This is a genomic window from Marinobacter sp. 1_MG-2023 (assembly GCF_030549045.1).
In the GTDB taxonomy this organism is placed as follows: Bacteria; Pseudomonadota; Gammaproteobacteria; order Pseudomonadales; family Oleiphilaceae; genus Marinobacter.
On the sequence record NZ_JAUOST010000003.1, the window covers coordinates 392,283 to 412,064 of the forward strand.

General features: G+C 55.3%; 17 protein-coding genes and 1 riboswitch. Of the genes, 6 read left to right on the forward strand and 11 right to left on the reverse strand.

Annotated elements, in window-relative coordinates:
- Positions 1-18: 18 nt before the first annotated feature.
- The 4 genes from Q4606_RS11235 to cbiB form a co-directional block, all read right to left on the reverse strand.
- Positions 19-918: a cobalamin-binding protein gene (locus tag Q4606_RS11235; RefSeq protein WP_303596880.1), complete on the reverse strand. Its 900-nt coding sequence runs from the start codon at positions 916-918 to the stop codon at positions 19-21.
- Between the two features lie 23 nt (positions 919-941).
- The gene (locus Q4606_RS11240; protein ID WP_303607565.1) at positions 942-2,762 is read right to left on the reverse strand and encodes a TonB-dependent receptor; all 1,821 of its coding nucleotides are present in this window, start codon (positions 2,760-2,762) and stop codon (positions 942-944) included.
- Positions 2,763-2,924: 162 nt separating this feature from the next.
- A riboswitch (cobalamin riboswitch) is annotated at positions 2,925-3,135 on the reverse strand.
- Positions 3,136-3,170: 35 nt separating this feature from the next.
- On the reverse strand, positions 3,171-4,187 hold the full coding sequence (gene cobD, locus Q4606_RS11245; RefSeq protein ID WP_303607566.1) for a threonine-phosphate decarboxylase CobD: 1,017 nt from the start codon (positions 4,185-4,187) through the stop codon (positions 3,171-3,173).
- The gene (cbiB, locus tag Q4606_RS11250) at positions 4,178-5,131 is read right to left on the reverse strand and encodes an adenosylcobinamide-phosphate synthase CbiB (RefSeq protein WP_303607567.1); all 954 of its coding nucleotides are present in this window, start codon (positions 5,129-5,131) and stop codon (positions 4,178-4,180) included. The genes cobD and cbiB overlap by 10 nt, the downstream gene beginning before the upstream one ends.
- A 155-nt stretch (positions 5,132-5,286) precedes the next feature.
- Between cbiB and cobT the strand changes: the two genes are divergently transcribed.
- A complete protein-coding gene (gene cobT, locus Q4606_RS11255; RefSeq protein ID WP_303607568.1) occupies positions 5,287-6,357 on the forward strand; it encodes a nicotinate-nucleotide--dimethylbenzimidazole phosphoribosyltransferase in 1,071 nt (356 codons plus the stop codon).
- A gap of 14 nt (positions 6,358-6,371) precedes the next feature.
- Positions 6,372-6,995 (forward strand): histidine phosphatase family protein, encoded by a 624-nt coding sequence (locus Q4606_RS11260; RefSeq protein WP_303607569.1) that lies wholly within the window; start codon positions 6,372-6,374, stop codon positions 6,993-6,995.
- On the opposite strand, the gene cobU is transcribed toward Q4606_RS11260, so the two are convergent.
- Positions 6,976-7,491, reverse strand: a complete 516-nt coding sequence (cobU, locus tag Q4606_RS11265; protein WP_303607570.1) for a bifunctional adenosylcobinamide kinase/adenosylcobinamide-phosphate guanylyltransferase — start codon at positions 7,489-7,491, stop codon at positions 6,976-6,978. The two genes, Q4606_RS11260 and cobU, sit on opposite strands and share 20 nt — an antisense overlap.
- A 225-nt stretch (positions 7,492-7,716) precedes the next feature.
- On the opposite strand from cobU, the gene Q4606_RS11270 reads away from it, so the two are divergent.
- The gene (locus Q4606_RS11270; protein ID WP_303596873.1) at positions 7,717-9,591 is read left to right on the forward strand and encodes a DUF294 nucleotidyltransferase-like domain-containing protein; all 1,875 of its coding nucleotides are present in this window, start codon (positions 7,717-7,719) and stop codon (positions 9,589-9,591) included.
- Entirely contained in the window at positions 9,584-10,312 is a 729-nt protein-coding gene (locus Q4606_RS11275) for a 3'-5' exonuclease (RefSeq protein WP_303596872.1), read from the forward strand. Before Q4606_RS11270 ends, Q4606_RS11275 begins: the two co-directional genes overlap by 8 nt.
- A gap of 19 nt (positions 10,313-10,331) precedes the next feature.
- Here Q4606_RS11275 and msrB read toward each other — a convergent pair whose 3' ends face one another.
- The 3 genes from msrB to Q4606_RS11290 all read right to left on the reverse strand — a co-directional run bounded on the left by msrB (position 10,332) and on the right by Q4606_RS11290 (position 13,817).
- Entirely contained in the window at positions 10,332-11,528 is a 1,197-nt protein-coding gene (gene msrB / locus Q4606_RS11280) for a peptide-methionine (R)-S-oxide reductase MsrB (protein WP_303607571.1), read from the reverse strand.
- A 78-nt stretch (positions 11,529-11,606) separates the two neighbouring features.
- Entirely contained in the window at positions 11,607-13,112 is a 1,506-nt protein-coding gene (locus Q4606_RS11285; RefSeq protein WP_303607572.1) for an ATP-binding protein, read from the reverse strand.
- 3 nt (positions 13,113-13,115) lie between these two features.
- Complete coding sequence (locus Q4606_RS11290) at positions 13,116-13,817, reverse strand: response regulator transcription factor (protein ID WP_303596869.1); 702 nt, start codon at positions 13,815-13,817, stop codon at positions 13,116-13,118.
- A gap of 210 nt (positions 13,818-14,027) precedes the next feature.
- Between Q4606_RS11290 and Q4606_RS11295 the strand changes: the two genes are divergently transcribed.
- On the forward strand, positions 14,028-14,627 hold the full coding sequence (locus Q4606_RS11295) for a hypothetical protein (protein WP_303607573.1): 600 nt from the start codon (positions 14,028-14,030) through the stop codon (positions 14,625-14,627).
- A gap of 75 nt (positions 14,628-14,702) precedes the next feature.
- Here the strand turns inward: Q4606_RS11295 and Q4606_RS11300 are convergent, their stop codons facing one another.
- The gene (locus Q4606_RS11300) at positions 14,703-16,100 is read right to left on the reverse strand and encodes a sodium-dependent transporter (RefSeq protein ID WP_303607574.1); all 1,398 of its coding nucleotides are present in this window, start codon (positions 16,098-16,100) and stop codon (positions 14,703-14,705) included.
- Between the two features lie 62 nt (positions 16,101-16,162).
- Entirely contained in the window at positions 16,163-17,080 is a 918-nt protein-coding gene (locus tag Q4606_RS11305; protein ID WP_303596866.1) for a carboxylate/amino acid/amine transporter, read from the reverse strand.
- A gap of 172 nt (positions 17,081-17,252) precedes the next feature.
- On the opposite strand from Q4606_RS11305, the gene Q4606_RS11310 reads away from it, so the two are divergent.
- A complete protein-coding gene (locus Q4606_RS11310) occupies positions 17,253-18,650 on the forward strand; it encodes an MATE family efflux transporter (protein ID WP_303596865.1) in 1,398 nt (465 codons plus the stop codon).
- On the opposite strand, the gene Q4606_RS11315 is transcribed toward Q4606_RS11310, so the two are convergent.
- The gene (locus tag Q4606_RS11315) at positions 18,647-19,681 is read right to left on the reverse strand and encodes a GGDEF domain-containing protein (protein ID WP_303607575.1); all 1,035 of its coding nucleotides are present in this window, start codon (positions 19,679-19,681) and stop codon (positions 18,647-18,649) included. The genes Q4606_RS11310 and Q4606_RS11315 overlap by 4 nt on opposite strands.
- Positions 19,682-19,782 lie beyond the last annotated feature (101 nt).

Consider the following 19,782-nt stretch of genomic DNA (forward strand, 5'->3'; position numbering starts at 1 on the left):
GGGTTCATCTCTGTGTTATCAATGCTCACGTGCACTATCCAGGTAGTCACAAACAATTCTGGTGGCCTCAAGCAATCTGGGCGTAGGCCGTGAAATGGGTGAGGCCGGCACAAAAAAGAGATTCTTCTTTTTCACGGCGGTCAGCTCCGAATACTGCTTCCAGCTATCCAGCTGACCATCACTGACACCCTCAACACTTCCAGTGAGAATGGCGTGGGGATCGGCCTGCAGCACAACCTCAGAACTGATTCGGGGAACCAGCCGCGGCATTTCGCCGAATACATTTACACCACCACACAACTGAAGCACCTTACCAATCAGGTGATCGTTGTTGATGGTCATCAAAGGCTGCTCCCAGACCTGATAGAAAACAGGTATTGGTTCTGCATTACGGTACTGCTCTGACAAAGCGGCAATACCCACGCGAAAACGCTCGGCTTCAGCCAGGCCCGCCTGTTCAGTTCCCGCCAGGGTGGCAAGCCGTTCAATAACACTGGAAACCCCTTCGAAAGTGCGAGGCTCGATCGCAAACATGGGAATACCCAATTCTCCTAGCAGCTCAATCTGTGCCGGTGGGTTTCCTGTTACCCAAGTGACAACCAGGTCTGGCTTGAGCGCGAGCAGCGCCTCCATATCCACCCGGGTGTGGCTGCCAACCAAGGGCAATTTGAGAGCTTCCGGGGGGTAATCGCTGTAATTAACGACCGCAACCACCTTGGCACCGGCACCGGCCGCAAATGTCAGCTCCGTCGCCCCCGGAGACAAAGTGATTATGCGCTGAGCAGGGGCAGGGAGGCAGAGTTCCTTGCCCATGTCATCAATAGCGCATCGTTGTACCTCGCCGGCCGACAGAGTCTGCACAACGAACACGATCAAAAAGCCCAGTGCAACTCTGATACTCTGCCGGTGAACACTCACACACATACTCCTGCCTTCGAGGTTTACTGTATGTCGTAACGAACCGACAGCATGGCTGTTCGACCTGCAGCGATGTATTTCCGACCATCAAAATATCTGGCGGTCGAGTATTCCTTATCCAGCACATTGGCGAGCGTCAGGCGGGTATTCCAGTTGGGTGCGAAATCCCAGCCGGCGCGCAGGTCAATAGTTCCAAACCCGGCCAGTCGGTCTGTATTGGCGGCATCATCATAGCGATGTCCTTCGGCGACCACAGAGCCGCCAAACGCAAAGTTATTGACGGCCTTGTCCAGGTCAATACGGGCCGATTGTTTGGTGCGGCGGGCCAGTTGGTTGCCGGTATCACGGTCTTCAGGGTCCATATAAGTGAGTGCCACCGCTGCACGCCAGCCGTTATATTCATAACCGCCGCCAAACTCTGCTCCACGAATTCTCGCCTCATCCACGTTCACCCGTGTATCAACACCCCCGATCTGCCCGGAACCAATCAGGTTGTCGACATCCATCTGATACAAGGCAAGATCCCAAAACCATCGTTGATAGTTACCGCTGGCACCAAGCTCATAGCTTTCGGACTCCTCCGGCTCCAGGTCGGGATTGCCCTGGTAATTGAATGACAGAGGCCAGTAGAGGTCATTAAATGTGGGGGCCCTGAACGCGGTGCCATAGCTCGCACGCAGGCGATGAGATCGGTCCATTTTATAACCGAGCGCCACCCCTCCGGTTTCATTGGTTCCGTAGGCTTCATTGTCGTCGCCGCGAAGGCTCAGCTGCGCATCCACCGGGCCAAAATTCAGACGCAACTGGCTGAACAGTGCCGTATTTGTTCTCGAGGTTTCACTATAGTTTTGTGAACTGCTAACTTCATCCTGCTGCAGCTCAGCGCCTACAACCAGCTCATGGACATCGAAAGAAAAGGTATTATCCCACCGGGCCTCTCGCAATCGGGTGTTATAGGTGCTTTCACCATAGGTGCTGAACGACTCCGATTCATCGCGGGATTCCGCGAACTGAATACCCATTTGCCAGCTTTCACTCAGCGGTGTCATCAGCCCAAGACCAATAGTGCGGATCATGTAATCAATGTTGCCGCCCTCGTACTCGGTGTTCCCTTCAGATTGCAGCAGCATGATGCTCGCTTCACCGCCGTTATCCAGAGCGTGCACTACCCGGCCAAGCCCGGCGGTATTGCGAAACCCCTTGTCTTCGCCGTTTTCAACAATCGCTGTGCCGTCGCTTTCCTTATGCAGGCCGCTCAGGCTGAAGCGTGTATTGCCGACCGAAGCAGAAGCACCGGCACTGACCTTTTGGGTATCAAAGTTTCCTGCACCCGCCTCAACCCAGCCTCGCTTACCCTGTTCGGGATCCAGTGTGAACGCCTGCACCACACCACCCATGGCATCTGCTCCATAGAGCGAGCTGCGGGGGCCCCGCACAATTTCCACTCGTTCAATGAGCTCTGTGGGGAAATACTGCCATGGCGCACCGCCGCCCGTTGCAGAATGCAGTTTCACGCCATCAACAAGTAAAACGGTACCGGCATTCTGGACGCCACGGGTATACACACTTGTTGTCTTTCCGAAAGAACCGTTACCGGTCACGCTGATGCCTGGCTGACCGCGCAGCAGATCGGAAAACTCGGCAGGAGCTTTGGACCGAATTTCTTCTTCATCAACCACGGTAACGGAGGCAAGACTCTCGCCGACCGTCCTGGGGCCAAGGGTTGCTGTGACAACAATCGGATCTAACTGAGAAGACTGGGTTTCTTGCGCAACCGCAATCGAGAGGGGACTAAATGCAAAAGGGAATACCAGAACACTGGCAACTGACAGGGAAACTTTCATTAAATGCACTCACAGACTCGCCACGCGCACCCGCATGGCCAATTGTTAGGTGCTCTGCAAAGGGGGGAGCTAATTCTGGCAGATGACCAGAGTGAAGCTTTTCTAAGGTGGGGAAATCCCGTAAAACAGGCCGGTGTTTACCCACCGTAACTGCCCTCCGCAGCGCTCGGTGTGTTTACAGGCCGGTCTCCGGACTCGTGAGTTTATACAACCGAGCAGCGTAACCTTCCCATGCTTGCGCACAGTGGCATCTCTCTTCGCCGCTCTCTCACTTACCGTTGCGGGGGCAGTGCCGGACTTTAACCGGCTTCCCGTTTCACTGCGGCAGCGACGATGATTGCGCTACAACAGCACCTACAAACGAGCTCAAAGGCTAACAACGCGTTAATGTCTGGTCAATGACTAATCTCAGGTACTGACCGCAAGGGCGCCCATGAGTTGTCTCAATTGTTTCTCATTGGCAAGCGCGCCAAACCGGAGCATCCCCGGTTGCTCAAAAACCCGGACCAGCACCGCCTGTGCAGCCAGTTGATCTGCCAGGATCACTGGATTGTCTGCACGAACCGTCTGAAACAGAACGGTGCCACCCACAAGAGTGAGCCTGGCTTCCTGCAGCACTTCCCTCAGCCTACCCATATTCTGTTGCAAGCTGACGCGCGCCTTGCTTTGCCAGCCTTTATCCCGCAAGGCCTGGCGCATCACATACCGCGCCGGGCCACTAAGAGCCCAGGGTCCAAGTGCCTGCCTCAGGTTACCCGCAATCCAGTCATCCGCAAGAACAAAACCCGCCCGTACCCCCGCCAGGCCAAAAAACTTTCCAAGCGAACGAAGAACGATCAAACCCGGCCGTCCGGCCTGGGTACAGAGACTGAACGCCGGCGTGGCATCCATAAATGCCTCATCGACAACCAGCCAGCCACCTCGCTTTTGCAACCGCTGGTGCCAGCGTAGCAATGTGGAGGGAGGAATAATTTTTCCGGTAGGGTTATTGGGATTAATCCAGACCAGTACGTCGACCTGGTCAAGCCAGCGATCATCGCAACCTGAAAGGCCACAGCGGGTCTGTTCGGGCCCGATGGGTATGGTCGTATGACCGGCGTTGCGCCAGTTATACCCGTGCTCACGGTAACCAGGTTCGGGAATGCCGACACGGCAGGGGTTACGCAATCCCGGTAAAGCCATAATAGCCGCCTGGCTGCCAGGCACTGGCACGCAGGCTGCTGAGGGCGACGCACCAGACCACTCGCGGATAACTTCCTCCAGCCCGTCATCGGCTTCGGGCAGCCTTTGCCACACCTCAGCCGGTATGTCAGGCACTGGCCAGCCAACCGGGTTTATGCCGGTGGACAAATCAAGCCACTCTGAACGGGAAATGCCCCAGCGTTTTGCGGCTTCGTTCAACCGCCCACCGTGGTCTAATACCATTTTACCCACACCACTAAAAAGACAAGCACTGTAGCGGCGAGCAAAATACCAAGCCAGAGCCAGATACCGTGGCTCACCAATTTGATGGCTGACTCAACGCTTGCCGGGCTCGCGTCTTGCCCACCGCCCAGAATCGGGCGTTGTTTCATGCCACCCGGATAGGGTGAGGGTCCGCCAAGCCGGACATTCAGTGCCCCAGCGCCCGCAGCCATAACGGGTCCCGCATTGGGGCTATCCCATTGTGGTGCCTGATTGCGCCAGCACCACCAGGCCAGCTTACGATTGCCCAACACCGTATACGTGAATGCTGTCAGCCTTGCCGGAACCCATCCCATCACGTCATCCAGCCGCGCTGCCGCCCGACCGAAATACAGAAACCGCGGGTTGCGATATCCCCACATGGCATCCAGCGTATTCACCATTCGATGCATGACAACACCGGGAATTCCCGCAACAAGAAACCAGAACAGGCTGGCAAACACTGCATCTGCCCCATTCTCCAGCATGGACTCAGTGGCTGCGGCGGCTACACCTTGTTCATCAAGTGCGCTTGCCTGCCGGCTGACAATGCGACTGACCTGCTCACGCGCTCCGGCAAGATCGCCCTCATGCAGTGGCTCGGCTACCGCCCGGCCATGCTCAGTCAGCCCTCGAAGCGACATAGCCAGCCAGAGCGCGACTGCCTGAGCCAGCAAAAGCAACAAACTATCTAGTACCACGGTCGCCCAGACCGCCAGGCACAACACCGGCCCCGTTAGCACAAGCACCGCTAAACAGCCTGCCCACAGGCTACGACGGGGTGTACCGGGTGTGACATTAAGCGTCTTTTCAACAACCGCCGCCAGGCGCCCGAACCCGACAACCGGGTGCAGGCGGCGAGGCTCGCCCAGCATACGGTCAAGAGCAAGAGCCAACACACAGACTACGAAAGGAGCAAACAACACAGATTTTCCCGGGACAAAGAGAAGGTTAAGCCCTCAAGCCTACCTCATTGCACCCGGTCGGAGTATGATCCGACACCTTACTCCAATGAACCCAAGCCCCGCTAACCGTAAGCAGACCCTGATTTACGGTACTTTGATGCATAAAGGTATGTGTAATGTCGTTTCCCAGCAGTTGGACCACCCCTCCCCGGCAACCCGAGGCGCGTTTCTTTGAGCAGGCCGCGCAGCGGCAAAGTATGCTAACCAAGCCCGCCGGTTCACTGGGCAAGCTGGAAAACGCGGCGATTCAGCTCGCCGGCCTTCAGGGCACAGCCACTCCAGCGCTTGATCGTGTCCAGATCAGCGTGTTTGCAGGCGATCACGGTATCTGTGAGGAGGGAGTTTCAGCATATCCTCAGGCGGTTACGGCACAAATGATTGCCAACTTTGCCCGTGGTGGCGCCGCCATCAGTGTGCTGGCAAAATCGCTGGGCGCGGAGCTCGAAGTTGTCAATCTTGGCACAGTCTCGGACGTGCCACCGGGTTTACCCGGTGTGATAGATGCTCACATTGCGCCTTGTACTCGTAACTTTTCGGTAATCGATGCAATGACTGCTGAGCAGGCAAGCGCCGCCCTGAACCACGGTGACGCCACGGCACAAAGAGCTGCAGATTACGGCTGCCAACTGTTTATTGGTGGTGAAATGGGCATAGGGAATACGGCCTCGGCAACGGCCGTTGCCTGCGCGCTGATGGAAAAGAACCCGATGAAGCTGACCGGGCCAGGTACGGGTCTGGATTTGGCCGGTGTCCGTCACAAAGCTGAAGTCATCATCCTTGCTATTCAACGCCACGATAACGATGACGATGGCCAGGATGCGATCGCTGTACTCAAAGCTTTTGGTGGTTTTGAGATTGCAGCTTTGGCGGGTGCCATCGCCGGATGCGCGGCGCGATCTATTCCAGTGTTGATAGATGGCTACATTGCTTCGGTTGCCGCTTTGGTTGCGGTCAACCAGCAACCCGGCGTCCGTTCATGGCTGCTATTCGCCCACCGCTCTGCCGAACCCGGCCACCAGGCTGTTCTGGATGCCCTGAAGGCTGAGCCCCTGCTTGATCTCGGAATGCGCCTTGGCGAAGGTAGCGGAGCTGCCGTTGCCGTTCCTCTTCTGAGAATTGCCTGTGAGCTGCACAACAACATGGCCAGCTTTGCAGACGCTGGGGTCAGCGATAAAGAGCAGCAATAAAAAGGACAGTCACTATGGTTGATAGCACAACGGTATTCGACCTCCTTCGCCACGGCGAACCCGAGGGCGGCCCCATGTACCGTGGTAGCAAAGACGACCCCCTGAGCGACACTGGATGGGCGCAAATGCGCGGCGCCATTACCGGAGCCGACCGCTGGGATGCAGTTCTCACCTCACCCATGCTGCGCTGCGCTCACTTTGCACGGGAACTGGCGAACCGCCTGCAGACCCCACTGCACACTGACGAACGCCTCCGGGAAATCAGTTTCGGGGAATGGGAAGGCCGCACCGCAGATGAAGTAATGGCCAGCGATGGAGAGAAGCTCAGCCAGTTCTGGGCTAACCCGGTTACCAACACACCCCCGGGTGGTGAGCGGGTAACGGACTTCAACGAGCGTGTTGTAGAGTGCTGGCACCACTGGCAGCAGGCGCTTGCCGGCCAGAACATTCTGATTGTTTGCCACGGTGGCGTGATACGGATGATCGTTGCTGACGCTATGAACATTCCGCTGGAACATGCGTTCTCCGGGCTGACGACGCCTTATGCCTGTCGCAGCAGGATTCAGGTCAACACCTCGGTCCACGGGCGGTTTCAGAGCCTCGTGGCACACGGAGTCTTCACGGCTTTAAACCCATAGGCAAGCCAGCGATACTCATCACCACCTTGCCACTCAGCGTTGCCAGCGCCTGATTCAACCAACCCAGCTCGTCAGCAAAGCGGCGAGTAAGTGGGTCCATCCCGATAGTGCCCAATCCGACTTCGTTACTGACGATCACCAGGTCACCGGGATAGCTGCTCACCTGTTCCAAAAACGCTGTCCGCTCCCGGGCAAATGTTTCCGCTCCCGCGTGCAGCAGGTTGCTTACCCAAAGGCTCATGCAGTCCACCAGGAGGCAGGGCGCGTCAGGGGCTTGTGCATGGCGGCCAAGAACCCCGGCCAGAGCCAGAGGCTCCTCCTCCAGTCCCCAGGCAGGCGGGCGCTGTTGCTGGTGACGTTGAATACGCGCCCGCATTTCCTCGTCGCCCGCAGTTGCTGTAGCAAGGTACACCACCGTGCTATCTGAGGCGGACGCCAACTTCTCTGCAAGTGCAGTCTTACCGGAACGGATGCCGCCAAGAACCAGGGTATGCATGTTCGCGTGTTTCTCTTAGAGCCAAAAAAGAATGCTAACCGGTGACTGCGCCGCAAAGCAAAAACGCCCCACAGGCAAGACCATGACCTGACCCGCGCCGAAGTGACTGACCGGCACCAGACCAGCCTTGAGATGATACCGTCTTTTACCAGAGGCTCCACCGCCCAACCTCGGGTTTCTGCTATAGTTTTGCGAAGGCATTTTCTATTCCACCTGGGAGACCGCATGCAGCCTGAACTGATCGACATCCGTAACCACCTTGTCCAGCATTCGCCGTTTGACGACATGCCGGAGGAGCTGGTCAATCAGCTCACGGCCAGTATTGAAATCAGTTATGTACGTGCGGGGACCCAGATACTGGAAACCGGGCAGGCCAGCACCTACATGTATTATGTGCGCAGCGGTGCTGTGGAAATTTTTCGCCGGTCCGGTGAGCTCTATAACCGAATAGGGGAAGGGGAGATCTTCGGCCAGTTCGGCCTGCTGATGCAGCGGAAGGTGCGGTTCCCGGCAAAGGCACTGGAAGATACCCTGCTTTACCGCATTCCAGCGGATACCTTTCATTATCTGTTTGAAAACGACGAAAACTTTGCAGACTTTGTGGAAATTGAAGATCGCAGCCGCTTGCGCTCTGCACTCTCGCGCAGAGAGAAATCCAACGAACTGATGACGTCCCGCGTAACCCGCCTGATTTCCAGAAAAACCGTGTCTGCCCCAACAACCGTGCGACTGCAGGAAGCTGCGCGCATAATGACAGATAACGGTGTATCGGCTCTGCTGTTAATGGATGGCGAGGGTGAAAACGCGCGCCTGGCGGGCATCATCACTGACCGTGATCTTCGTACCCGGGCCGTGACCGAAGCGCTTCCCTCAGAAACACCGATCAGCGAAATCATGTCTGAAGGGCTGATTACCATACGTGCCAGTAGCTATATTTTTGAAGCCATGCTGACCATGTTGCATAACAATGTGCACCATCTCCCGGTGGTGGACGGCCATGAAGTGCGTGGTGTGGTAGCGCTTGCGGACATTGTGAAGTACGAAAGCCAAAGCAGCCTGTACCTGGTAAGTAATATCTACCACCAGCAGCATGTAAAAGGTCTGAAAAAGATTAGCCATGATGTGCGTGACAGCTTCGTTCGCATGGTGAATGAAGATGCCAACTCGCACATGATTGGCAGCGCCATGGCCGGCATTGGGCGCAGCTTTACTCAACGCCTGCTGGAGTTGGGCGAGGAAGAACTGGGCCCACCACCCATCCCGTATTGCTTCATGGCACTGGGTTCCATGGCGAGGGACGAGCAGCTGGTGGTAACAGACCAGGACAATGCCATGATTCTTGACGACAGCTTCGTGCCGGAAGAGCACGATGAGTACTTTCTGGCGCTGGCGAAGTTTGTGTCCGATGGTCTGGCGGAGTGCGGCTATACCTACTGCACCGGAGATATCATGGCCACCAACCCCAAATGGCGCCAGCCATTGAAGGTTTGGCGCAATTACTTCACTGACTGGATTGACAACCCCAAGGCAGAAGCCCTGCTCAACAGCAACATCTTCTTCGATCTGGACGGCATTCATGGCCATACGAAATTTGCTGAAGAGCTCAAAACTCTGGTTGCAGACAAGGCAAGCAAGAGCCAGCTTTTTCTGACCCTCATGGCGCGCAATGCACTCAACCGAACACCGCCGCTAGGCTTTTTCCGCACGTTTGTGCTCGAGGAAGACGGCAAGCATCAGAAGACCTTCAACCTGAAGCGTCGGGGCACAGCTCCACTGTCTGACCTTATCCGAATTCACGCTCTGGCCTGTGGATCCCGGGCACAGAATTCCTTTGAGCGGCTGAAAAGTATCAGCAAAACCAAACTTATTGTTGAAGACGATCTGGGCAACCTGCGAGACGCACTGGAGTTTATCTCTATTGTTCGTATTCGCCATCAGGCGCTGTCGCTGGAGGCAGGCGAAGAACCGGATAACAACGTGAGACCAGAAGACCTGTCGCCATTTGAGCGCAGCCATCTTAAGGATGCTTTCCAGGTTGTCAGCAACGCCCAGAAGTTTTTAAGGTTCCGTTACAACACCCAGGTGGCACGGCATGTCTGAAGTGCCAACCGTGCCCGATGAGATCAAACGCCTGCCGTGGCCGGCGCAATACCATGCCCTCGCAAACCGTGCCAAGGCAAGCGTACTGAAGGCTTTTTACGAAGCCGGCTGTGTGTCTCCCGACACACATGTCTCGGAAGTACCCTTGGTGGCGCTGGACTTTGAAACCACCGGCCTAGACCCGGAAGGACACTCTATTGTCAGTATTGGGCTGGTGCCCTTTACGCTGGATGCCATTGACCTTAGCCAGGCCAGGCACTGGGTTGTCTGCCCCAGATTACCATTACACCAGGTGTCGGTTACCTTTCATGGCATCACCCACGCCGACATAGAAGAAGCACCGGATCTGTCAGAGATACTTGATGACGTCTTTGCCAGCCTGAATGGCCGTATTCCCGTGGTACATTTCCGCCATATTGAACGGCCATTTCTGAATGTCGCGCTGCAGTACCGCCTCAATGAAGGCATACGTTTTCCGGTAATCGATACCATGGCCATTGAAGCGCACCTGCACCCGAACCGGCAGCCTTCATTCTTCAAACGTCTGATTGGTGAAAAACCGATATCTATTCGCCTGGCCGACAGCAGGACGCGTTATGGGCTGCCTCATTACGCTGCCCATAACGCGCTGATTGATGCCATTGCCACGGCGGAACTGCTGCAGGCCCAGATACGTCATCACTTCAGCCCGCAAACGCCTATTGGCGATTTGTGGCTCTGAGGCCCCGAATCTGCCAGGCTTATTGCTCGCCCTTCACCTGAGCAATCCAGTCACCGTAGCCTGCTTCAGCCATGTCTTCCAAAGGGATGAATTTCATTGCGGCTGAATTCATGCAATAGCGCAGACCGGTGGGCGCCGGGCCATCGTTGAACACGTGGCCCAGGTGCGAATCGGCAAAGCGACTGCGTATCTCGGTACGCGTCATGAAGAACTTGGTATCATCCTTTTCCACGACCATGTCTGAGCTCAGCGGGCGGGTAAAGCTCGGCCAGCCGGTTCCGGACTTATACTTGTCACGGGAGGAAAACAGCGGTTCGCCCGATACAATATCCACGTAAATGCCCGGGCGTTTGTTATCCCAGTAGGGATTATTGAACGCTCGCTCGGTGCCGTCGTTCTGCGTTATTTCATACTGCGTATTGGTCAAACGCTGTTTCAGGGTCTCTGCATCCGGCTTGACGAAGGTTTGCGGATCAAAGCCTTTCATCCCTGCGTGTTCTCCCTCTGCCATACCAGCGTTATCGTCAGCTTTGGCCGCTGGCTTGAACTGACTGAAGTCGAGCTCGTAATCCTCACCATACACATCTTCAATGAACTGATAACGGCCGGAATTGAACGTGTAGATCTTGTAGCGCACCGGGTTTTTCTTGTAGTAATCCTGGTGATACCCCTCAGCCGCATAGAAAGTTTTCAATGGCGTAATTTCGATAACCACCGGGTTTTCGTATACACCTGAGGCCTGCAGTTCTTTTTTAGCCGCTTCTGCCATACGCTCCTGCTCAGCGTTGTGGTAGAAAATCGCAGGGCGATACTGCTTCCCACGGTCGACAAACTGACCATTTGCATCCGTCGGGTTCATCATCCGCCAGAGGCCTTGCAGCAAACCCTCGTAAGTGATTTCTTTCGGGTCATAGTAAACCTGCACCGCTTCGGTGTGCCCCGTGCTGCCTGAAGCGACCTGCTGATAGCTTGGATCGGACTCATCTCCCCCTGCATAACCAGAGACAGCCTCCACCACGCCTGGAATCTTTTCGTAACCAGCTTCCACACACCAGAAACAACCCCCGGCGAAGGTGGCGACTTTCAGGCCAGGGTCTGAAGGCGCGTATTCGTTGGTGGCAACCGCGGTCTTTTCGGCTGTGGCAACGGCGGCATAGAAAGCGCCGGTAACCGCAACAAGCAGCGCGGTGACCATAGCGAGTATTTTTCGGTTCATAACAACTCTCCTGACAGAAATAACATAAGCCATGCTATCGCCGTGATTTCACCAAAACGTTCCTTAATTCTTACGAATCTATAACGCCGTGGATTCTTTTGCCGTCGAATCTGCCAAAGGCAGCCAGAAACTGAACCTGGCGCCGGCCCCCGGCTGACTTTCAACAGAGACTTTCCCTCGCTGCAATTCCGCCATCCGGCGGGCAATAGCAAGGCCCAGCCCGGCATGTCCGTTACGGATGGCACCAGGCGCCTGATAGAACGGATCAAAAACATGCTCAATGTCCGCTGAGGCAATGCCTTCCCCGCCATCACGAACACAGATTTCGACACCATCGCTATCTGCCGACACACTCAGTTCGACCTTGGCGTCCTTCGGGGAGTGATCAATCGCGTTACCTATCAGATTATCCAGAACCCGCTCGGTCATGGCGATATCTGCGAGTACCATCGCAGGTTGCACGCTAACAATACTCAGGGTAACGCCCGCCTGTTCTGCCTTCGGCCGGTGCTTTTGCACTACATCGTGCAGAAGTTCCGCCGGCATGAACGGCTCCGCAAAGGGTTGCCGCTCACGAGCATCCAAAGCTGCCAGTTCAAAAAGTTCGTCCACAAGCTTGCTGAGACGCAAAGTTTCAGCCAACGCCACATTCAGAAAACGCCGGCGTTCCTCAGGGCTCAGCTCCTGCTGTTTCATACCCAGCGTTTCCAGATACCCCTGAATGGATGCCAAAGGAGTGCGTAAATCGTGGGACACCTGGGCCACCAGTTGGCGGCGCTGGTGATCTTTGTCTTTCAGCAACTCCAGTTGGCCGGCAATGCGGGCAGCCATCTGATCAAACCTGGCAGCCAAATAGTCCACGTCATCCCCGGCAACACCGTTGTCCTCTGCGTCACCAGTATTCATGGCCCCTTTTGCTTCCGCTTCAAAAGCCTCCACACGAGCGGTCAGCCGGGACAGACGTCGTGTAAGCAGTCGAAAGAATACCAGCCCCGCCAGCAACCCCACGAAAAGGCTGATTCCCAGAGCGCCACCGCCCATCTGCATGAGACGATCACTGTGGACCATGCTTTCTACGAAATCATATTCTTCACCCCGAAGCACAACATACAGATAACCCGTGGGATTCTCCGCATTGGGTACCGGGGTTACAGAAAAGACTTTGCGTCGATCATGGCTTCGCGGGTCGTCGCCTTGCAGAGGGTAAGCTTGCGGATTTTCCAGGAGCCTGTGAATAGGCTCCAAAGATACGTGCTTACGCTTGATTTTGGACGGGTTGGCAGAATAGGAAAGAATGAGCCCTTCCTGGTCCAGCAAATAGATTTCGATGCTGGGATTGATGGTCATATAGAGTTCAAACAGGCGCTCCAGCTCGCTATGATTAATCCTGCCGCCGGTAACCAGGTTGCGATCAGAAACCAGATGGCTGGCCAGGTCGCGGTTGAGCGCCTGGTTCACCGCCGCGCTATACTCCCGCACCGAGTAAAGACTCAGCACGGTAAATAGTCCGCCAACAGTCACGAGCAGCAGGAACAGGCCGAGGGCCAGCCGTGCATACAGGGTTTGAAACAGGGGGCGTGCCATAGTTCAGTCCAGAAACCGGTAACCGACTCCCCACACCGTCTGCACATAACGGGGATCGGCCGGATTGGTTTCAATCTTGTTGCGTAGACGATTGATGTGGGTATTCACTGTGTGCTCGTAGCCCTCATGGTTGTAACCCCATACGGCGTCCAGCAACTGTGCGCGACTGAATACACGTCCCCGATTGCAGGCAAAGTGCCAGAGCAAGTCGAATTCACGGGCAGTGAGCTCCGCTTCGCTACCATGAACAAACACCCGGCGTCGGTCAGGGTCTATCCTGAGCCCGCCCACTTCCACCTCCTCTGCTTTCACTTGCTCGTTTACGCGGGTAGAAAGCGCATCAACTCGACGAAACAGGGCTTTGATGCGGGCTGCCAGTTCGGCAACGCTGAAGGGCTTGGTCAGGTAATCATCTGCGCCCATTTCGAGGCCAAGCACCCGGTCCAGCTCTGTGCTTTTCGCTGTCAGCATAAGCACTGGAACATAGCCCGGAGTCGCACGGATTTCCCGGCACACTGAAAGGCCATCCATCCCCGGCAGCATAAGGTCAAGAATAACCAGATCAATGTCGCCCTTTTTAAATCGCTCAAGGCCATCATCTCCCCGGTCGACCAAAACCGGCTGCATACTCAGATCCTTGACTTGCATGCTGACCAGCTCCCCGATCCCAGGGTTATCCTCAATAATTAATACCGTTCTTGTCATGGCTCTCCGGCTTGCTTGTCTGGGCTATTCGCCCCCCATCATGTTGGGGTTTTGCCCTGCAGTCTAACGCGAAAACTTCACGAATCTGTCACACAGGAAAGTTACCAGAGAAAAGCCGGAGCCTATGGCTTGGCAGTACCTGTATTTGGGCCTAGGCTATTAACTATTCCGGGCGGACGGAACCGGAAACCCACCATCAAGGAGAGCTCTATGAACCCTCAACAGCCCAACTCTTATTACCGCCAGCTTATCACCGTGCTGGCATTCATGTTGTCTCTGATATCGTTCAGTGCCCACGCTGAAAACCTGACCGATAAAGAAATCCGCTCCTTCATAACGACCCTGGAAAAAGCTCAGGCTCTGGAGCCAGAATTTGAAGATCTGGACGACCGACAGGACGATGAAACCCTTCAGGACAATGAAGCACCGGATTTTTCGAAAATTTTCTCTTCGTCCATTGAAGAGTTAAAAGGCGAGGACGCATACGATCGCCTGGAAGACCTGGTTCAGGATCACGGCTTCAAGAACCTCGACGAGTGGGCGGCCACAGGTGATCGTATTTACGGCGCCTGGATAGCGATTGAGATGGCAGGCCAGAACCCCGCAATCGAAAAAGAAATGGAAAGCGCCATGGCTGAGATCGAGAACAGCCCTCACATGAGCGCGCAGCAAAAGGCCCAGATGCGAGCGTCAATGCAAGCCGCCCTCGGGATGACACAGCAGGCCAGCGCGGCTCCCTCGGCCGACATTGAAGCCGTGAAGCCTCACCTGGAGGCTCTGCGAGCTATCGCAGAAGATGACGAAGACTGATTTCTACGCAGGCTTCATGCACAAAAAAGCCCGGAAGGCATTATGACCTTCCGGGCTTTCTTTTTTCCGCAGCTTTTACGCTAGCAAGTTATAAACAAACACAATCACAACCGCTACCGGAGTGACGAAGCGCAACAAGTACAGCCACAAGGTGAACGCACCCTCGCTCAGTTTCACGTCAGCTTTCAGGGATTCTTTGGCAACAAACCAGCCAACAAAGATCGCTGTCAGCAAACCGGACAAAGGCAACAGGATGTTGGCCGTAAAGAAGTCCAGCAGGTCAAAAATCGTCTTGCCTTCAAAACGCGCGAACATGTCGAGTGGTGCGAAACCAGACCAGACGTTCAGCGACAGGATAGAGGCAATACCCAGAAGCCAGCAAAGCACACCAACAACAATGGCACTGCCCGAGCGCTCCAGGCTGGTGTTTTCCTCAACCCATTCCACTACGGGTTCAAGCAAGGATATGCCGGAAGTCCAGGCAGCAAACAACAACAACACAAAGAAAAGCGTGCCGAACAGGCTGCCCATGGGCATATTACCGAACGCCAATGGCAAGGTCTGGAAAATCAGCCCAGGCCCGGCACTGGCTTCAAGACCGTTGGCAAAAACCACCGGAAAAATCGCCAGGCCCGCCAACAAAGCAACAACCGTATCCATCAACGCAATGCTCACCGCTGTGCGTCCTACGGGCACGTCACGACCAAGGTATGAGCCATACGCCATCATAATGGCCATGCCCAGGCTGAGCGTGAAAAACGCATGACCCAAAGCAATCAGCACACCGTTGATGGTCAGCGCCTCAAAGTTTGGCGTAAACAGAAAACTTACAGCTTCGCTGAAATGGCCAGTGGTGGTAGCGTAGCCAACTGCAATAAGCAGCAGTATAAAAAGCGCCGGCATCAGAATTGTCACAGCGCGCTCCAGGCCGCCTTTCAGGCCGCGGGATACCACCAGCACAACTAAAGCCATAAACAAAGTGTGCCATGCCAGAAGTTGCTTCGGGCTGGCCAGCAAACCACTGAACAGCTCGCCGATGGAGTCCCCATTACCGCCGGTGAAGTCGCCCATGGCCGCGTGGCCTATGTAAGAAGCGGCCCAGCCACCAATAACGGAATAGAAGGAAAGTATTGCAAACGCTGCGATCATCCCGATGACGGCGGGAATACGCCAGGCCGGCGAACTGAGGTTACGCTCGGCAACCAGACGCATGCTGCCAATCGGGTTGTGACGGCCGCTGCGACCCACGAAAATCTCGGCCATCATGATGGGCACACCGATAATAGCAATACACAGCAGGTAAACCAGAACAAAGGCGCCGCCGCCATTCTCGCCCGTGACATAAGGAAATTTCCATATATTGCCGAGGCCAACGGCGGATCCGGTTGCTGCGAGGATAAATGCAAAGCGGGAAGACCAGAGGCCGCGAGCGGCCCCGGTATCGTTACCCGAGGCCGGGTTAAGCTGAGTCATGTTGTGTTCCTGTGCTTTCGGCTAAGGAAGCTTAAAAGAGAGCCGGTGTGACTGATCCGCCACTAGCCCCGGCGATTAGGGGGCGATTCTGCCAGCACTGGCTCCGGGATGCCAGTACCGGCCAGCCGGGCCCGCGGATGCAAGCGTGCGTTGAACCACAGGGACAGAGCGATAACGCCCCCGCCCACTGCAAGCCTCACCAGGTCCGCATCGCGATTCCATATAAGCAGGTTTACCAACAATCCGGCGGGCACCAGGGCGTTATTCATTATAGCGAGTGTGCCGGCATCCACACGGCAGGCACCACGATTCCATAGGAAGAGCCCGAGCCCGGACGCTGCCAGGCCCAGCCAGGTCAGAATGCCCCACTGCAACGCGGTCGCCGGCAGGCGCTCGGCGTTTCCGAACACGATAAAGGAAGGCAAAGCAATGGTCAGTGCCCCCATGAAGAAGTAACCGAAGGTGCGATACGCGGGGAGATCAACCGGGAAACGCTGCATTACATGCTTGTAGCCCACCTGACCCGCCGCAAAGGTGAAATTTGCAACCTGCAACAGCAGGAAGCCAGTAATGAAATCCTCGCTGAGCCCGTCGTAGCGAATGATACCGGCACCGAGCGTCGCTATTGCAGCTGCAATCAGAGCAACAGGGGAGAACCGGCGAGACAGGGCATCGTCAAGCAGAGTTACGTAGAGGGGGGTGAATATGGTGAACAGCAGGACTTCCGGTACCGTCAGGTAGCTGAACGAGCGATAGAGGCACAGATACGTGATACCGAACTGCAACATGCCTGTTACCAGCACACCCAGCTTCAGCCCTCCTGGCACGCCCCGCCAGCGGGTAAACGGCAAGAATATCAACGTTGCCAGTAACACCCGGCTGAGTACCGCGAAATCGCTGTCGACCTGACCGGCAAGAAACTCGCCAATCAGGCTGAAGGAAAAAGCCCAGAGTACTGTTACAAAAACCAGGAGTCCCATATTGACTGCCATCTGTATGAATCGGGCGTGTACTTTAGCGGGTTTTAAAGGGAGTTTCAGCGTCTTTGCGCGACAACCCCCTATAACGATGCCTCTCACGTTCAGGTAGAATGCCGTGCCTGCAATTCATCCTTGAATATCTATTGGCTCCAGCCCTTCGGATCAACGCTTTATGGACGAAACCCACCAGCCACTGCCGGAAGTACGTACGTCTCTCGTCTCGCGGACACTAACCGAATGGAAGACGCTGGCGATACTGGGCGGACCAATTTTGATAGCTCAGATAGCCCAGATGGCCAACGGCGTTATCGATACGGTGATGGCTGGCCACGCCAGCGCCGAGGATCTGGCGGGCGTAGGCATTGGCAGCAGTCTCTGGATGCCATTATTCCTGTTTTTTATGGGCATGCTCGGGGCACTGCAGCCGATCATTTCCGGTTACAACGGCGCACGTACGCCAGAAAAAATAATGCCGGCTACCTGGCAAGGCTTATACCTCGCCGGTGTTGGCTCTGTTGTAATGATCCTATTGCTGACAAACGTCCACCCGGTTCTGGAAGGGCTCAAACTCGAAGCCAACACTGCCGGTATAACCCAGGGTTACCTGAACGCTTTTGCATGGGGCATTCCAGCCCTGCTGCTCATGACCGCCCTGCGCGGGCTTACCGATGGGCTAGGGCATACCCGCGTCATTATGGCGTTCTCGGTACTGAGCACGCTGATTAACCTGCCGATGAACTATATCTTCATTTACGGCAAGCTCGGGCTGCCGGCCATGGGCGGTATTGGTTGTGGCTGGGCAACATCAGTTTCGAACGGAGTTGCCGCGATAGCGCTGCTGACCTACCTCAGCCGGAGCCAGCTCTATAAAAAATTCCACCTGATTGCAGACTGGGCAAAGCCCAATTCAACCCTGATTCGCTATATTCTGAGCATTGGCATTCCCATTGGCGTTACGATTTTTGTGGAAGCCAGCGTGTTCGCTGTGATCGCGTTGTTTCTCGCGCCACTGGGTCCTATCGTCGTAGCAGGGCACCAGATCGCACTGAACGTGGTGTCTTTGCTGTTCATGCTGCCGCTGAGTATCGGCATGGCGCTTACTTTGAGAGTCAGCTTCCTTATTGGTGCGGGCGCGCCGGATACAGCACGACTGATTTCCCGCAGCTCTCTGATTCTGGCCTCCGCTACGGCTCTGGTGTTTGCAACTCTCTTGTTCGTTTTCTCACAGGGCATTGCGGCCCTCTACACCAGCGATACAGATGTACAGGCAGTGACTATTCGCTTGTTGATGTTTGCGGCATTTTTCCAGGTTGCCGATGTTATCCAGGTGACCTGCATCAGCGCCCTGAGAGGCTACAAGGATACAGGCATCCCTTTGTTGATCATGTTGTTCTCATTCTGGGGCGTGGGCTTGCCGCTCGGCTATATTCTGACGTTTACCGATGTTATTGCCCCGGCTATGGGAGCTGCGGGATTCTGGATAGGGCTTACCGGCGGCCTGGCGTCGGCCAGCATGTTGCTGGGATGGAGATTGTTTCGTTATCGTCCGCGCGCAACAGTAGCGAGCTAGTTGGCTAACCCGGAGCTGCCAACAGGCGAACTCGTATCCTGCGCAGGCACAGCACCCGAAAACACGATCCGGTCGCGGCCGGACCGCTTGGCTTCATAGAGTGCGGCATCTGCCCGTTCCAACCAGGCCTCTGCACTTTCATTACGCCGGAGTAGAGCCGCTCCGAATGAAGCCGTTATCTTGCTGTCGTGACACCTCAACCTCAGTTGCTGGCGAATGATTTTATGCAGGTTGCGGGCGATGAGTCCCAGGCCATCTGGATCCACGCCAGAAAGCAATAAAACAAACTCTTCTCCGCCGTAACGATACAGCTGGTCCGTATTGCGTATCCGTTTCTGAATGAGAGAAACCAGGTCCAGAAGCACTTCATCACCAACGCTGTGACCGTACTCATCGTTGATCCTTTTAAAGTGATCAAGATCCATCATGACCAACCCATAAGACCTGTTCGTGCGCAACGCGTCAGCCAGAGCCATTTGTAGGCCTTCATCCATAGAGCGTCGGTTCTTCACACCCGTCAACGGATCAACCGTTGCTAACAGCTCAAGATTTTTCCGATGATATTCGTTGCGAACCGCAAATACATAGGCACAGATACAGGTCATCACCGTTGTTGTAAAAAACGACCACAGGTGGTCCAGGGACCGGAAGCCATCGCTCCGAATCGTTATTGCAGTCACAATGGCTGACAGGCTCACTAAAACGGCAGCACGGGGGCCAACAAGGAAAAACGACACCATCAAACAGGGATAAAGCCAGAAAAAATCTGCACTACCAACGGCTCCTGCAGCCACTGCTCCCAAACACACAGCCCAGGCAATGACGAAGCCTACGCGCCGGGTTTCGCCGGTTATCCAGGCGAACAACATACCCCCGGCAATACATACAAGGATGAGAATATCCACAATGCCTGCGACAATGTTTCCCTGAACGAACCACAGCACGACAAACGGAGTGATACCAAGAAAAGCGGCGATACCAAGCAGCGTAATAATTGATAACTGGAAATCGGTTTTAAGGCGGCTCAACATGTGTGAATTGTCCGACAACGCAGTGTGTAAAACGCAAGCATAGTACAAAGCGGCCCGATAATCGCCGCAGGCTACCATTTTTAACAACACACTATTAAAGT